This is a genomic window from Pseudomonas sp. PK-RTE-24 (genome assembly GCF_054052265.1).
The window spans coordinates 4,066,123-4,080,283 of sequence record NZ_CM133224.1; the positions used below are offsets into that span (position 1 = coordinate 4,066,123).

14 protein-coding genes are annotated in these 14,161 nt (G+C 61.1%); 3 read left to right on the forward strand and 11 right to left on the reverse strand.

Annotated features, from left to right (window positions below):
• Positions 1-5: 5 nt before the first annotated feature.
• The 3 genes from ACV8MC_RS18415 to ribBA all read right to left on the reverse strand — a co-directional run bounded on the left by ACV8MC_RS18415 (position 6) and on the right by ribBA (position 3,472).
• Positions 6-914, reverse strand: coding sequence for an ABC transporter permease (locus ACV8MC_RS18415; protein ID WP_016775019.1), 909 nt, complete (start codon positions 912-914; stop codon positions 6-8).
• Positions 911-1,936: an ABC transporter substrate-binding protein gene (locus ACV8MC_RS18420; RefSeq protein WP_016775018.1), complete on the reverse strand. Its 1,026-nt coding sequence runs from the start codon at positions 1,934-1,936 to the stop codon at positions 911-913. Before ACV8MC_RS18420 ends, ACV8MC_RS18415 begins: the two co-directional genes overlap by 4 nt.
• A 426-nt stretch (positions 1,937-2,362) precedes the next feature.
• Positions 2,363-3,472, reverse strand: coding sequence for a bifunctional 3,4-dihydroxy-2-butanone-4-phosphate synthase/GTP cyclohydrolase II (gene ribBA, locus ACV8MC_RS18425; protein ID WP_016775017.1), 1,110 nt, complete (start codon positions 3,470-3,472; stop codon positions 2,363-2,365).
• 68 nt (positions 3,473-3,540) lie between these two features.
• Here ribBA and ACV8MC_RS18430 point away from each other — a divergent pair, with 68 nt between their 5' ends.
• Entirely contained in the window at positions 3,541-3,837 is a 297-nt protein-coding gene (locus ACV8MC_RS18430) for a DUF1330 domain-containing protein (protein WP_305380929.1), read from the forward strand.
• 123 nt (positions 3,838-3,960) lie between these two features.
• Here the strand turns inward: ACV8MC_RS18430 and ACV8MC_RS18435 are convergent, their stop codons facing one another.
• The 7 genes from ACV8MC_RS18435 to ACV8MC_RS18465 form a co-directional block, all read right to left on the reverse strand.
• Positions 3,961-4,524, reverse strand: coding sequence for an NUDIX hydrolase (locus ACV8MC_RS18435; RefSeq protein WP_375122296.1), 564 nt, complete (start codon positions 4,522-4,524; stop codon positions 3,961-3,963).
• A 1-nt stretch (position 4,525) separates the two neighbouring features.
• A complete protein-coding gene (locus ACV8MC_RS18440; protein WP_042606770.1) occupies positions 4,526-5,290 on the reverse strand; it encodes a GntR family transcriptional regulator in 765 nt (254 codons plus the stop codon).
• A 57-nt stretch (positions 5,291-5,347) separates the two neighbouring features.
• Positions 5,348-5,737 (reverse strand): carboxymuconolactone decarboxylase family protein, encoded by a 390-nt coding sequence (locus ACV8MC_RS18445; protein WP_003225716.1) that lies wholly within the window; start codon positions 5,735-5,737, stop codon positions 5,348-5,350.
• Between the two features lie 136 nt (positions 5,738-5,873).
• Complete coding sequence (locus ACV8MC_RS18450) at positions 5,874-6,359, reverse strand: flavin reductase family protein (protein WP_457262902.1); 486 nt, start codon at positions 6,357-6,359, stop codon at positions 5,874-5,876.
• A gap of 12 nt (positions 6,360-6,371) precedes the next feature.
• A complete protein-coding gene (locus tag ACV8MC_RS18455; RefSeq protein ID WP_125927343.1) occupies positions 6,372-7,853 on the reverse strand; it encodes an aldehyde dehydrogenase in 1,482 nt (493 codons plus the stop codon).
• Positions 7,850-8,683 carry an alpha/beta fold hydrolase gene (locus ACV8MC_RS18460; RefSeq protein ID WP_457262904.1) on the reverse strand — a complete coding sequence of 278 codons (834 nt, stop codon included), beginning with the start codon at positions 8,681-8,683 and terminating at the stop codon, positions 7,850-7,852. The genes ACV8MC_RS18455 and ACV8MC_RS18460 overlap by 4 nt, the downstream gene beginning before the upstream one ends.
• A gap of 32 nt (positions 8,684-8,715) precedes the next feature.
• On the reverse strand, positions 8,716-9,306 hold the full coding sequence (locus tag ACV8MC_RS18465; RefSeq protein ID WP_007968626.1) for an amino acid synthesis family protein: 591 nt from the start codon (positions 9,304-9,306) through the stop codon (positions 8,716-8,718).
• Between the two features lie 399 nt (positions 9,307-9,705).
• On the opposite strand from ACV8MC_RS18465, the gene ACV8MC_RS18470 reads away from it, so the two are divergent.
• Together ACV8MC_RS18470 and ACV8MC_RS18475 are read left to right on the forward strand one after the other, a co-directional pair.
• Entirely contained in the window at positions 9,706-10,749 is a 1,044-nt protein-coding gene (locus ACV8MC_RS18470; protein WP_016775010.1) for a WD40/YVTN/BNR-like repeat-containing protein, read from the forward strand.
• Positions 10,746-13,130: an efflux RND transporter permease subunit gene (locus tag ACV8MC_RS18475; RefSeq protein WP_042606775.1), complete on the forward strand. Its 2,385-nt coding sequence runs from the start codon at positions 10,746-10,748 to the stop codon at positions 13,128-13,130. Before ACV8MC_RS18470 ends, ACV8MC_RS18475 begins: the two co-directional genes overlap by 4 nt.
• A gap of 264 nt (positions 13,131-13,394) precedes the next feature.
• Here the strand turns inward: ACV8MC_RS18475 and ACV8MC_RS18480 are convergent, their stop codons facing one another.
• Positions 13,395-14,114, reverse strand: coding sequence for a FadR/GntR family transcriptional regulator (locus ACV8MC_RS18480; protein WP_024013185.1), 720 nt, complete (start codon positions 14,112-14,114; stop codon positions 13,395-13,397).
• Positions 14,115-14,161: the final 47 nt, after the last annotated feature.

A 14,161-nucleotide genomic window follows, 5' to 3' on the forward strand; every position in this document is an offset into this window, starting at 1 on the left:
TCGGCTTACCTCGCGTTACTGGCGCCAACCGGGGATTCCGGTTGAAGCTTCAGGTAGAAGTAGAACAGCACCAGGGTGATTGCGATCAGCAACGCGGCGCCGGCACTGGCCAGGCCCCAGTTGAGGAACGATTGCACCTGCTGAATGATGAACTCCGGCAGCATCATGTTCTGCGCCCCGCCGAGCAGCGCGGGGGTGACGTAGTAACCGAGCGACATCACGAACACCATCAAACCGCCGGAGGCCAGACCCGGCCGGCACAGCGGCAGGAACACCCGGAAGAAGTTGGTCCACGGACTGGCGCCGCAGATCGAGCCGGCCTGCAGGATCATCGGGTCGATGGCCTGCATGGTCGCCTGCAACGGCAGCACGATGAACGGGATCATGATGTAGCTCATGCCGATCACCACGCCCGTGAGGTTGTGCACCATTTCCAACGGCTGATCGATGATGCCCATCGCCATCAGCGCCTTGTTGATCACGCCCGAAGCTTGCAGCAACACCAGCCACGAATAGGTGCGGGCGAGCAGGCTGGTCCACATCGACAGCAGGACGATGTTGAGGATCCAGCGCCCCCAACCGCGCGGCACCAAAGTGATCGCCCAGGCCAGCGGAAAGCCCAGGAGCAGGCTGAACAGCGTCACCAGCCCGGCCACCGAAAAGGTGTTGAGCAGCACTCGCGCATAGGCCGAGTTGGCGAACAGTTGTTCGTAGTTGCCAAGGCCAGGTACAGGTTCGAGCACACCGCGCAGCAGCAGGCCAATCAACGGCGCGAGAAAGAACAGGCCGAGGAACAGCAGCGCCGGGACGAGGTTGCCGGCGCCGCGCCAGCGTTGCTTGAAGGCCGAACCGGCAGCGCCGGCGGCGCTCCCGGTGGCAGTGGAAGGACGAGGCGCAGTGGCCGCGATTTTCATTTGACCAGCCATTCGTTCCACCGTGTCGCGATAGCCGGACCGTTCTTGGCCCAGTAAGCGAAATCAAGGGTGATCTGATCCTTGGCGTAAGCCGTCGGCAGGTTGGGGGCCAGCGTCGAATCCAGACGCTCCACACTGTCGAGGTTGACCGGCGCGTAGGCGGTCAGGTTGGAGAAGTCGGCCTGGCCTTTGGCGCTGCTGGCATTGGCGAGGAACTTCATCGCCGCATCTTTGTTTTTCGAGCCTTTGGGGATGACCAGAATGTCGGCCATGACCAGGTTCTGCTTCCAGCTCACGCCGACCGGTGCGCCGTCTTCCTGCAGGGCGTGCACCCGACCGTTCCAGAACTGGCCCATGCTCGCTTCGCCGGACGCCAGCAGTTGCTGCGACTGCGCGCCGCCGCCCCACCAGACGATGTCTTTCTTGATGGTGTCGAGTTTCTTGAAGGCGCGATCCAGATCCAGCGGGTAGAGCTTGTCAGCCGCAACGCCGTCGGCCAGTAGCGCCAGTTCGAGCACGCCGGGGCTTGGCCATTTGTACAGGGCGCGCTTGCCCGGGTAGGTCTTGGTGTCGAACAGCGCGCTCCAGTCCTGCGGCTTGTTGGCGCCGAGCTTGCCTTCGTTGTAGCCGAGGACAAAGGAGAAGAAGAATGAACCGACGCCGTGATCGCTGACAAAGCGCGGGTCGATCCTGTCGCGCTGGATCACTTTGAAATCGAGGGGTTCGAGCAGGCCTTCGGCAGCGGCGCGCAGAGCGAAGTCGGCTTCGACATCGACCACGTCCCACTGCACGTTGCCGCTTTCGACCATGGCTTTGAGTTTGCCGTAGTCGGTGGGGCCGTCCTGGACGACGGTGATGCCGCTGGCCTTGCTGAACGGATCGGCCCAGGCCTGTTTCTGCGCATCCTGGGTGCTACCGCCCCAGCTGACAAAATTCACGCTTTCGGCAGCCATTGCAGCCTGGCCGGTAACGCTGAGCAGTCCCGCGAAAAAGATCGCGGTTGCAGCTTTGTTCAACACCATGTTCACGCCCTCATTGTTGTGTTTTTGAGCGGGCCTTGCGTTGTTGCCCGCCTGTCGGGAGCAGTAGCTGGACGCTTTTTCACGTCGTCCGGTCTATGGAATATCATATTATGGTATTCCAAACTTTGTGCAAGCACTTTGCCTTACCGGTTATCTGGCCGGTTGGTTTTTTTGAGCCGTTCGGCCTGAGATATTTTGTGAATGTGAGATCCAGCCCCTCACTCCAGCCCTCTCCCAAGGGGAGAGGGGGAAAGGGAGCCGATCTTCATGCTGTTCAAAACCGAGCCCGATTCGGTAATGGGAAAGGAGTGGATCCGTATGCTGCTCAAAGCTGAGTTCGACTCGGTATCCCAGGTCGATGTATAGCGACCGGTCAACGCGGTCGGCTCCCTCTCCCTTTGGGAGAGGGCTGGGGTGAGGGCGGCGTCATTCAGTGAACGGAATGCTCTCAACCACCTCAAGGTCATACCCGGTCAACCCTGCATACTTCAGCGGTGGGCCAAGGTGGCGCAGCTTGCCAACCCCAAGGTTCTGCAGAATCTGCGCCCCCGTCCCGACCTCGGAATAAATCCGCGACTGCGAGCGGCTGAACTGCCGTGGCGGCTGGGTCAACTGCGGCACGCGCTCCAGCAACGCCTGCGACGATTCATGATTGGCCAGCACGACCACAACTCCATGACCTTCCGCCGCGACCCGTTGCAACGCTGCCCAGAGGGTCCAGTTCGTCGGTCCGCTGTACTCGGCGCCGACCAGATCGCGCAGCGGATCGATCACATGCACGCGCACCAGCGTCGGTTCTTCACGGCGCAGGTCGCCCATGACCATCGCCATGTGCACACCGCCTTCGATGCGATCCTCGAAGGTGATCAAACGGAACGTGCCATGCACCGTCGGCAGCTCACGTTCGCCGATGCGTTCGATGGTGTGCTCGGTGCTCAGGCGATAGTGGATCAGGTCGGCGATGGTGCCGATCTTGATCCCGTGCTTGCGCGCGAACTGCTCCAGATCCGGGCGGCGGGCCATGGTGCCGTCGTCGTTCATCACTTCGACAATCACCGAGGCGGGGGTGAAACCGGCCAGACGCGCCAGATCACAACCGGCCTCGGTATGCCCGGCGCGGGTCAGCACGCCACCTTCCTTGGCGCGCAACGGGAAGATGTGACCGGGCTGCACCAGGTCTTCGGCACGGGCATTCGGCGCGACGGCGGCGGCCACGGTGCAGGCACGATCCGCCGCGGAGATGCCGGTGGTCACGCCGACCGCCGCTTCGATCGACACGGTAAATGCAGTGCTGAACACACTGCCATTGGCGGGTACCATTTGCTCCAGGCCCAGACGCTGGCAATGTTCGTCGGTGAGGGTCAGGCAGATCAGCCCGCGTGCTTCGCGGGCCATGAAGCTGATAGCCTCCGGCGTGCAACGGTCGGCGGCCAGCAGCAGGTCGCCTTCGTTCTCGCGGTCTTCGTCATCGACCAGCAGGACCATTTTGCCGAGTCGATAATCTTCGATGATTTCTTCGATGCTGTTGAAGGCCATGCTGGACTCTCAGGGTTCGTTGGAAATATATTGGTATACCATAATACAAAATCAACAAAGAGGTCACTATGAAGGCGTACTGGATTGCACATGTGGATATAGCCGATGCCGAGCACTACAGCCAATACACCCAGCGCACCCCGCAGGCGATTGCCGCATTCGGCGGCAAGTTTCTCGCCAGAGGCGGGCGCAGCGAAGCGCTGGAAGGCCGGCAGACGCCGCAGCGCACGGTGATCATCGAGTTCGAGAGCTACGAACAGGCCGTGGCGTGCTATCGCTCGGCGGCGTATCAGGAGGCGAAAAGTTACCGCGAAGAATGGGCGAGGGCGGAGATCATCATCGTAGAAGGCATCGCCCCGAACTGAGCCACACCACCAAACTATGTGGGAGCGAGCCTGCTCGCGAATGCGTTCGATCATTCAACATTTGTATCGACTGACACGACGCCTTCGCGAGCAGGCTCGCTCCCACAGGGGTATAGGTGGTGATCAGCGCATGAAATGGATCTTGCCGCTGTCATCATTACCCATGTAAATCCCGTAAATCCCAGCCTGGCGCTCTTCGATATAGCGCTCGAGAATCTGCCGGATCGCCGGGTAATAAATCTGCTCCCACGGAATCTCTTCAGGGGCGAAGAACTTGTAATCCATGGTCTCCGGCCCGTACTGCCCGGTGATCTCCAGGGCGATGGCGCGGAAGATGATGTACACCTCGCTGATCTTCGGCACGCTGAAAATCGAATACGGCGAGACGATTTCCGCGCGCACGCCGCTTTCTTCCCAGACTTCGCGCAGCGCCGCCTGCTCGGTGGTTTCGCCGCTTTCCATGAAACCGGCCGGCAGCGTCCAGGTGCCCGGGCGCGGGGGGATCGCCCGTTGGCACAGGAGGTATTTGCCGTCCTGCTCAATGATGCAGCCGGCAATGATCTTCGGATTGACGTAGTGGATATAGCCGCAGCCGCGGCACATCAGGCGCTCGTGCGTATCGCCCGGCGGCGTCTGCTGACCGAGGTCAGGGCCACCGCATTTCGGGCAAAAGCTCGGGCTGAACATGTCATTGACCTATGCGGGGTTCTTTCAGCGCGATCGGCAGGGTGATCGCCGGAGTGCCTTTGACGGCGACGCCGGTTTCTTCCTGCTTGCGCTTGAGGTAATCGAGAGCCACGGCAGCCGCCGCGCGGACGTGATCAACGCACGCCTGATGCGCCGCCAGCGGATCGCCGCTCTTGATCGCCTCGACCATTTTTTCCATCTCGTGATTGCTTGCGCCGCGCCGGTTTTCCTGGGACACCGAGGTCGCGCGCAGATAGCTGATGCGCGCCTGCAACTGGCGCAATTGGGTGGCGGCGACATGGTTGCCCGAGCCTTCGAGCAGCACGTCGTAGAAGCCCTGCACCGAGTCGATCACCTGTTGCAACTCGCCGTCCTTCAACGCCTTGCGGTTGTCATCGAGGGCTTTTTCCAGGGCTTTGATGTCCTTGGCTTTGGCGCGCAGGGTGAACAGCTGGACGATCAGGCCTTCGAGCACACAACGCAATTCGTAGATATCGACGGCATCGGCGAGGGTGATGATGGCTACGCGCGGGCCTTTGGCGTCGGCGAATTCCACCAGGCCTTCGGACTCAAGGTGACGCAAGGCTTCGCGCACCGAAGTGCGGCTGACACCGAGGCGATCACAGAGGTCGCGTTCGACCAGGCGATCGCCTGGCATGAGCTGGAAATTCATGATCGCGCTACGCAGTTTGTCCAGCACGATTTCGCGCAGGGTAACGGGGTTGCGATTGACCTTGAAGCTGTCGTCGAGTGGCTGGCGTTTCATGGGGTCCGCTCTTGAGCTTGGCTGTCCATGCCAGACGGGCATCAAAACAGCCGAGGGTTAACTGGAGGCCTCGGCGTCGGCTTCGGCAAAGGCTTCACGGGCCAGCCGGAAACTGTCCACGGCCGCCGGAACGCCGCAATAAATGCCGACCTGAAGCAGAATTTCGCGTATTTGCTCACGACTCAGGCCGTTACGCAAGGCGCCACGCACATGCAGCTTGAGTTCATGCGGGCGGTTGAGCGCCGAGATCATCGCCAGGTTGATCATGCTGCGCTCCTTGAGCGACAGACCCTCACGCCCCCAGACATGGCCCCAGCAGTATTCAGTGACCATTTCCTGCAGCGGACGGGTGAAGTCGTCGGCGTTCTCGATCGAGCGCTGAACATAGGCTTCGCCCAATACCTGGGTGCGGATTTTCAGGCCTTTTTCATACTTATCGTTACTCATCATTCCTCCAATCCACAGGTGTTTCCTGTGGGAGCGAGCCTGCTCGCGAAGGCGTCGTGTCAGTCGATGCAAATGTTGAATGATCGACCGCTTTCGCGAGCAGGCTCGCTCCCACATTGGCAATCGTGTCTGGCTGTCAGGCCAGAGTCGGCAACGCACCGAGCTTGCCTTTGTGATAAATCATCGGCGTCACCGGTTGCTCGGGCAGGATCAGGTTCTTCACTGCGCCGACAATGATCGCGTGATCACCACCATCGTACTCACGCCACAACTCGCACTCGATGATCGCCGTCGCCTTGGCCAGAATCGGGTTACCGAGTTCGCTCAAATGCCACTCGATGCCCTTGGCCTTTTCCTTGCCCTTGCCGGCGAACGCGTAGGCTTCGGCGGTCTGCTCGGCGGAGAGCAAATGGATGGCGAATTTCTTGCTATCGCGCAGTACCGGGTAGGTGTCGGAGGCGTAGTTAGGGCAGAACAGCACCAGCGCCGGATCGATCGACAGCGCGCTGAACGCGCTGGCGGTGATACCGACGATGCCGCCGTCCGGGTCGAGGGTGGTGACCACCGTGACGCCGGACGGGAACGAGCTCATGACGTCTTTGTAAATGCCGGGTTCGATCATTTCGCAGGACTCCTAGCGCATCACAAACGGATCAGGCATTGGCGCCTGGGAGAGGTTGATCCACACCGTTTTCAGTTCGGTGTAGGCCAGCACCGAGTCGATGCCGCTTTCGCGTCCATAGCCACTGTTCTTGAAGCCGCCGATCGGCGCCATCGCCGACACTGCGCGGTAAGTGTTGACCCAGATAATCCCCGAGCGCACATCGCGGGCCAGACGATGGGCGCGGCCGAGGTCGCGGGTCCAGATGCCGGCAGCGAGGCCGAACTGCGAGTCGTTGGCGATCGCCAGCGCTTCGGCTTCATCTTTGAAACGAATCACCGAGGCGACCGGGCCGAAGACTTCTTCCTGCATGATCTTCATCGAATTGCGGTCGCACTCGAACAGCGTCGGCTCGTAGAACCAGCCTTCACCGAGATCCGCCGGACGCTTGCCACCGGTGCGCAAACGCGCGCCTTCGGCGATCGCATCGGCGACCAGACCTTCGACCACCGCCAGTTGCTGCGCGGTGGCCATCGGCCCCATTTCACTGTTGTCTTCCTGTGGGTTGCCGATGCGGATGCGCTGGGCGCGCTCGACCAGACGATTGACGAATTCGTCGTAGATTTCGTCCTGCACCAGCAAGCGCGAACCAGACACGCAACTCTGCCCGGACGCTGCGTAGATCCCGGCAATCGCGCCGTTGATCGCGCTGTCCAGGTCGGCGTCGGCGAAGATGATATTCGGCGACTTGCCGCCCAGTTCCAGCGACAGCTTGGCGAAATTCTCGGCGCTGCTGCGCACCACATGCCGTGCCGTCGCCGCGCCGCCGGTGAAGGCGATCTTGCGGATCAGCGGATGGCGGGTGAGGGCGGCGCCAGTGCTCGGGCCGTAACCGGTGACGACGTTGACCACGCCCGGCGGAATCCCGGCTTCGAGGGCCAGGCGCGCCAGCTCGAGAATGGTCGCCGAGGCGTGCTCGGACGGCTTGATCACAATCGTGTTGCCGGCGGCGAGGGCCGGGGCCAGTTTGATCGCGGTCAGGTACAGCGGGCTGTTCCATGGAATGATCGCGGCGACCACACCCATGGCTTCGTGCACGGTGTAGGCAAACAGGTCGGGCTTGTCCAACGGCAGGGTGCCGCCTTCAAGCTTGTCGGCGAGGCCTGCGGTGTAGTGGAAGAACTCCGGCAGGTAGCTGACCTGGCCACGGGTTTCGCGGATCAGCTTGCCGTTGTCGCGGCTTTCAAGCTGCGCCAGGTGTTCCTTGTTTTCTGCGATCAGATCGCCGAGGCGGCGCAACAATTTGCCCCGCGCAGTGGCGGTCAGACCGCGCCACGCCGGGCTGTCAAAAGCAGTTTGCGCTGCTTGCACGGCGCGTTCGACGTCCGCTTCATCGGCGTCGGGCAGTTCCGCCCAGGCCTGCGCGGAGGCCGGGTTGAGGCTTTCGAAGGTCTTGCCGGAGAGGGCGTCGACCCAGTCTCCGCCGATGCACATCTGGAAGCGTGCGAGTGTCATGCAACGATCCCCTTTATATGGTTTTGTCGGGCGTGTGCGAATTGGAGAAATTCCAGCAGCGTCTGGTTGACCAGACGCGGCGACTCTACCGGCATCATATGCCGTTGCTCGGGCAGCACGGCAACCTTCGCGCCGGGGATGCGCCGGGCCAGTTGCTCGGCCATTTCCGGCGTCGAGCCAGGGTCGAGCTCGCCAGTGGCGATCAGTGTCGGCGCCTGAATGCTGCTCAGGTCGTCGGCGCGATACATGTCCTGGGTGGCAAACAATTCATAAGTGGTCAGGTAACCCTGCGGATCGTTGTTGGCCAGGGTCTGGCGCAACGCGGCGATCTGCGCCGGGTTGGCCGCCTGATATTCACGGCTGAACCAGCGTGACAGGGCGGCTTCGGCGTTGGCGTCCGGGCCATGTTCGGCAGCCTGCGCAGTGCGGGCAATGACACCGGCACGCTGTTCTTCGCTGCGGTTGAAGACGCTGTTCAGCACCACCAGGCTTTGCAGGCGCTCCGGGTAATGCAGGGCGAAGGCCCGCGCGACCAGACCGCCCATGGAGAAACCGATCACCGCTGCCTGGGGCAGATTCAGGTGATCGAGCAGCTCGAGCAACTGATCGGCGTAACCGAGCAGGTCGGTGCCGCTGGCCGGGCGCGGGCTGGCGCCGTGGCCGAGCATGTCGTAGGCGATCACCTGGTACTGGCTGGCGAGGCCGACAATCTGCCCGCCCCACATTTCTTTGTTCAGGCCCACGCCGTGGATCAAGACCACGGGCTGGCCTTGGCCGGTCGCCAGGTAACTGGTGCCAGCCGGGGTGAGTTCAGCGGTGAGCCGAATCATGGAGCGCTCCTGCAATGCCTTTCTTGTTGTGATTACTGGGCTTTTTCGGCGGCCAGTTCTTCCAGATCGATGTAGCGGTTGCCGATACGCGGGTGCAGGCGGCCACCGTCGGCGCAACCCAGCACGACGACGATTTCGTCGGCTCGTGGCGCGTCTTCGATCTGCATTTCCAGAGTGATGTAGTGCGAACGCAGGCCTTCGTCGTCCTTGTGCATCATCGGGATCTGAATCGACGTGCCCGGACCGCCGCGCTTGTTGGTGAAGCTCAGGTAGCTCTTGGCTTTCACCGCTTCGCGATAGTGGTTGCCGAAGCGCAGGGTGTGGATCACCGCCGACGCGTGTTCGATCTCGCCGTCAGCGCCGACCACCGCCGCTTTGCCGTAAGCCTCGATCTTCTCGGCGCCACCAATGATGCCCACCAGGCGCTCGACCATCATGGCGCCGAGGTCGGAGCAGTTGGCGCGGATCTGCGGCTTGAGGTCTTCGACAAAACCATTGCCCACCCACGGGTTCTTCATCACCACGGCGAGGCCGACCATGGTCACCGGCTTGTCAGTAGCCTTGCCGCCTTCAATGAAGGTTTCTTCGACATAGCTGACGATCTTGCGAATTTCGAAACTCATGAGCTGCTCCGTTGGGGGATTGAGAGTGTCTGTGCGTCTGATGGTATACCATAATACCGATCCTGCAAGTCCCCTCCGCAACAATTGCGTCATCCATCCTACGAATGGCTGCGCATTCACCCTTTGTCGCAAAACCAACCATCACTACAAACCCTGTGGGAGCGAGCAGGCTCGCTCCCACAGGGAAAATGATGGGTTACAGAGAGCCGCTTTCGGTTAACAAAAGATAACGCGGCGCCGATTGTCAGACATTTGCAAAGCCCGATAGGATGAGCCAGCTTCCGAAGGGGCTCTGGATTGCGGGTTTCAGGACTATGCTTCTGATCTGCCACTAGCCGAGCACCCTTGCGGCGCCCTTGAAGGCCCGATGGCCCAACAATAATAAATAGGGGAAGGTCTATGAGTCGTTGCCGCCCGCCGGCGTTACGCAACACCGCGTTGCTGGCCACAGCACTCTCGCTGCTGGGCTTTGCCACGTTATCGGCACCTGTGATTGCCGCCGAGGCCCCGGCTGACGTGGTCTATGCCACCGAATCGGCCAAGGCCGCAAAAAGCCTGATTCTTGATGTCGTCCATGCCGGCGCGCGTCTTGTCGCGGTCGGCGATCGCGGACACATCGTCTATTCCGATGACCAGGGCAAAACCTGGACCCAGGCCAAGGTGCCAACCCGGCAACTGCTCACCGCCGTGTATTTCGTCGATGACAAAAACGGCTGGGCCGTGGGCCACGACGCACAGATTCTCGCCAGTGCAGACGGCGGTCTGACCTGGACCAAACAATTCGAAGACCTCGCACGCGAATCGCCGCTGCTCGACGTCTGGTTCAAGGACGCCAGCAGCGGCTTTGCCGTGGGCGCCTATGGCACGCTGCTGGAAACCACCGACGGCGGCAAACACTGGGAAGACGTCAGCGACCGCCTCGACAACGAAGACCAGTTCCACCTCAACGCCATCGCCGCCGTGAAAGACGCCGGGCTGTTCATCGTCGGCGAGTCCGGCAGCATGTTCCGCTCCGCCGATGACGGCCAGACCTGGGAAAAGCTTGAAGGCCCGTACGAAGGTTCGCTGTTCGGCGTGATCGGCACAGCGCAACCGCAGACCCTCCTGGCTTACGGCTTGCGCGGCAACCTCTATCGCTCCACTGATTTCGGCAGCAACTGGGAGCAGGTAGAACTCAAAGCCGCTCGCGGTGCGCTGGAGTTCGGTCTGTCTGGCGGCACGCTGCTCGAAGACGGCTCGATCGTCATCGTCGGCAACGGCGGTTCGGTGATCAGCAGCAGCGACAACGGCGAAACCTTCAGCGTGTTCAACCGCCCGGATCGCATTTCGCTGTCGTCGGTCACCGCCGCTGGCAACGGCAACCTGATTCTGACCGGGCAGGGTGGTTTGCACATCACCCAGCCAAACGGTGCCGAGACCAATAACAAGAAGGCGGGGCTATGACTTCCTTGATCACTCCTCAGCAGGAAAAGGCGACGGTTCTCGAGCGCCTGATCTTCAACAACCGTCCGGCCGTGATCCTGATCTGCCTGGTGGTGAGCATTTTCCTGTTCTGGCAGGCCACGCTGATCCGGCCGTCGACCAGTTTTGAAAAAATGATCCCGCTGCAGCATCCCTTCATCGAAAAGATGATGGAACACCGCAACGATCTGGCGAACCTGGGCAACACCGTACGTATTTCGGTGGAAGCCACCGACGGCGACATCTTCTCCAAGGAGTACATGGAGACCCTGCGCCAGATCAACGACGAAGTGTTCTACATTTCCGGCGTCGATCGTTCCGGCCTCAAATCGCTGTGGAGCCCGAGCGTACGCTGGACCGAAGTGACCGAAGAAGGTTTCGCCGGCGGTGAAGTGATTCCGCAGAGCTACAACGGCTCCCAGGACAGCCTCGATCTGCTGCGCAACAACGTGCTCAAGTCCGGCCAGGTCGGGCGTCTGGTGGCCAACGATTTCAAGTCGAGCATCGTCGACATCCCGTTGCTGGAGGCCTACCCGGACCCGCAGGACCAGGGCAAGTTGCTGGCGCTGGACTATCGCCAGTTCTCCCATGAGCTCGAAGACAAGATCCGCAACAAGTTCGAAGCGCAGAACCCCAACATCAAGATCCACATCGTCGGTTTCGCCAAGAAGGTCGGTGACCTGATCGACGGTCTGGTGATGGTGGTGCTGTTCTTCGGTGTCGCCTTCGTCATCACCCTGATCCTGCTGCTGTGGTTCACCAACTGCCTCCGCAGCACCATCGCTGTGTTGAGTACGACGCTGGTGGCGGTGGTCTGGCAGCTCGGGTTGATGCACTTCTTCGGCTTCGGCCTCGACCCGTATTCGATGCTGGTGCCGTTCCTGATTTTCGCCATCGGCATTTCTCACGGCGTGCAGAAAATCAACGGTATCGCCCTGCAATCCAGCGAGGCCGATAACGCCCTGACCGCTGCGCGGCGCACCTTCCGCCAGTTGTTCCTGCCGGGGATGATCGCGATTCTGGCCGATGCGGTGGGCTTCATCACTCTGCTGATCATCGACATCGGCGTGATCCGTGAACTGGCGATCGGCGCGTCGATCGGCGTGGCGGTGATCGTGTTCACCAACCTGATCCTGCTGCCGGTGGCGATTTCCTATGTCGGCATCAGCAAGCGCGCGATTGCCAAGAGCAAGAAGGACGCCAACCGCGAGCACCCGTTCTGGCGTCTGCTGTCGAACTTCGCCAGCCCGAAAGTCGCGCCGATTTCGGTAGCGCTGGCGCTGATCGCCTTCGGTGGCGGCCTCTGGTACAGCCAGAACCTGAAGATCGGCGACCTCGACCAGGGCGCGCCGGAACTGCGTCCGGACTCGCGCTACAACAAGGACAACAACTTCATCATCAGCAACTACTCGACCAGCTCCGACGTGCTGGTGGTGATGGTCAAGACCAAGGCTGAAGGCTGCTCGCGCTACGAAGCCATGGCGCCGATCGATCAGCTGATGTGGAAGATGCAGAACACCGAGGGCGTGCAGTCGGCGATCTCGCTGGTGACCGTGTCCAAGCAGATGATCAAGGGCATGAACGAGGGCAACCTGAAATGGGAAACCCTGTCGCGCAACCCGGACGTACTGAATAACTCGATCGCCCGCGCCGATGGCCTGTACAACAACAGCTGCTCGCTGGCACCGGTACTGGTGTTCCTCAACGACCACAAGGCCGAAACCCTCGACCGTGCGGTGCAAGCGGTGCAGGAGTTTGCCAAGGAAAACAACAAGGACGGTCTGGAATTCATCCTTGCTGCCGGTAACGCCGGGATCGAAGCGGCCACCAACGAAGTCATCAAACAGGCTGAGCTGACCATTCTGATTCTGGTGTACATCTGCGTGGCAGTGATGTGCATGATCACCTTCCGCTCATGGGCGGCAACCCTGTGCATCGTCTTGCCGCTGGTGCTGACCTCGGTACTCGGCAACGCGCTGATGGCGTTCATGGGCATCGGCGTGAAAGTCGCGACGCTGCCGGTGGTGGCGTTGGGCGTGGGGATTGGCGTGGACTACGGCATCTACATCTACAGCCGCCTGGAAAGTTTCCTGCGTGCCGGGCTGCCGTTGCAGGAAGCCTATTACCAGACGCTCAAGTCGACCGGTAAAGCGGTGCTGTTCACCGGCCTGTGCCTGGCGATCGGCGTGTGCACCTGGATCTTCTCGGCGATCAAGTTCCAGGCCGACATGGGCCTGATGCTGACCTTCATGCTGCTGTGGAACATGTTCGGCGCGCTGTGGCTGCTGCCGGCGCTGGCCAAGTTCCTGATCAAGCCTGAGAAGCTGGCGGGGCAGAAGGGCAATTCGCTGTTTGCCCACTGATCTGACAGGCTGAAACGACAAAGCCGCAACCTTGAGGGGTTGCGGCTTTTTTTGTGAATCAAGATCAAGAGCCCCTCACCCTAGCCCTCTCCCGGAGGGAGAGGGGACTGACCAAGGGGTGCGGCTAGATATATCGACCTGAAATACCGAGTCGGTTATGGATTCACAGCAGAACGTTCAAGTCGGCGTAAATCTCAAATATTCCCCAATCGGTCCCCTCTACCTCTGGGAGAGGGCTAGGGTGAGGGCAAGCGGTCTCAAGCCCTAAGAAAGCTCAGCGCCAAGCACCACACTCAACGCACTGCGCGCATCATCCAGCTGCACCAGCGTCGCATGCCGGGCGCCCAGGGCATCACGATTCTCGATCGCCGTCAGAATCGCCTTGTGTCGCGGCAACGCCAGTTCATGCAGATTCGGCCGTTGATTGGAATGCTTCAACGCCTCGGCAATCGCTACCGCCAACATGTTGCACAGGTTCGCCAGCAGGTCGTTGTGCGTCGCATCGGCGATGCGGCTGTGGAAGTCCAGGTCCGGCTGCAACAGCGCTTCCGGGGTCGGCGCGGCTTCCATGCGTTGGTAGGCTTCGTTGATCGCGGCGATGTCGGCATCGGTTGCATGCTGAGCGGCGAGGGCGGCCGCTGCCGGCTCGATGATGCTGCGCACGCTGGTCAGCACGTTGAAGAATTCATTCTGCGGGCTGCTTTGCATCAGCCAGTGCAGCACGTCCGGGTCGAGCATGTGCCATTCGCGGCGAGCCTTGACCACGGTGCCGACGCGCGGTTTGGAATACACCAGACCCTTGGCCACCAGCACCCGCGTGGCTTCGCGCAATACCGGGCGACTGACCGCGTACTCCTCGCAAAGCAGGGCTTCGGCGGGCAGTTTGTCGTCGGGCAAAAAGCGTCCGGAGACGATCTGCATGCCCAGTTCCTGGACGATGCGCGAGTGCATGCTTTTACGGTCGGAAGGTTTGCGGTAATCCATGGGGAGTGGCGCGATCCTGAGCGATGGAGATGCCGCGCATCATAGCA

Bases quoted from the DNA above. Each gene is read 5' to 3' on its own strand.
- ACV8MC_RS18415 (WP_016775019.1), bottom strand. From the start codon at position 914: ATGAAAATCGCGGCCACTGCGCCTCGTCCTTCCACTGCCACCGGGAGC.
- ACV8MC_RS18420 (WP_016775018.1), bottom strand. From the start codon at position 1,936: ATGGTGTTGAACAAAGCTGCAACCGCGATCTTTTTCGCGGGACTGCTC.
- ribBA (WP_016775017.1), bottom strand. From the start codon at position 3,472: ATGGCCTTCAACAGCATCGAAGAAATCATCGAAGATTATCGACTCGGC.
- ACV8MC_RS18430 (WP_305380929.1), top strand. From the start codon at position 3,541: ATGAAGGCGTACTGGATTGCACATGTGGATATAGCCGATGCCGAGCAC.
- ACV8MC_RS18435 (WP_375122296.1), bottom strand. From the start codon at position 4,524: ATGTTCAGCCCGAGCTTTTGCCCGAAATGCGGTGGCCCTGACCTCGGT.
- ACV8MC_RS18440 (WP_042606770.1), bottom strand. From the start codon at position 5,290: ATGAAACGCCAGCCACTCGACGACAGCTTCAAGGTCAATCGCAACCCC.
- ACV8MC_RS18445 (WP_003225716.1), bottom strand. From the start codon at position 5,737: ATGAGTAACGATAAGTATGAAAAAGGCCTGAAAATCCGCACCCAGGTA.
- ACV8MC_RS18450 (WP_457262902.1), bottom strand. From the start codon at position 6,359: ATGATCGAACCCGGCATTTACAAAGACGTCATGAGCTCGTTCCCGTCC.
- ACV8MC_RS18455 (WP_125927343.1), bottom strand. From the start codon at position 7,853: ATGACACTCGCACGCTTCCAGATGTGCATCGGCGGAGACTGGGTCGAC.
- ACV8MC_RS18460 (WP_457262904.1), bottom strand. From the start codon at position 8,683: ATGATTCGGCTCACCGCTGAACTCACCCCGGCTGGCACCAGTTACCTG.
- ACV8MC_RS18465 (WP_007968626.1), bottom strand. From the start codon at position 9,306: ATGAGTTTCGAAATTCGCAAGATCGTCAGCTATGTCGAAGAAACCTTC.
- ACV8MC_RS18470 (WP_016775010.1), top strand. From the start codon at position 9,706: ATGAGTCGTTGCCGCCCGCCGGCGTTACGCAACACCGCGTTGCTGGCC.
- ACV8MC_RS18475 (WP_042606775.1), top strand. From the start codon at position 10,746: ATGACTTCCTTGATCACTCCTCAGCAGGAAAAGGCGACGGTTCTCGAG.
- ACV8MC_RS18480 (WP_024013185.1), bottom strand. From the start codon at position 14,114: ATGGATTACCGCAAACCTTCCGACCGTAAAAGCATGCACTCGCGCATC.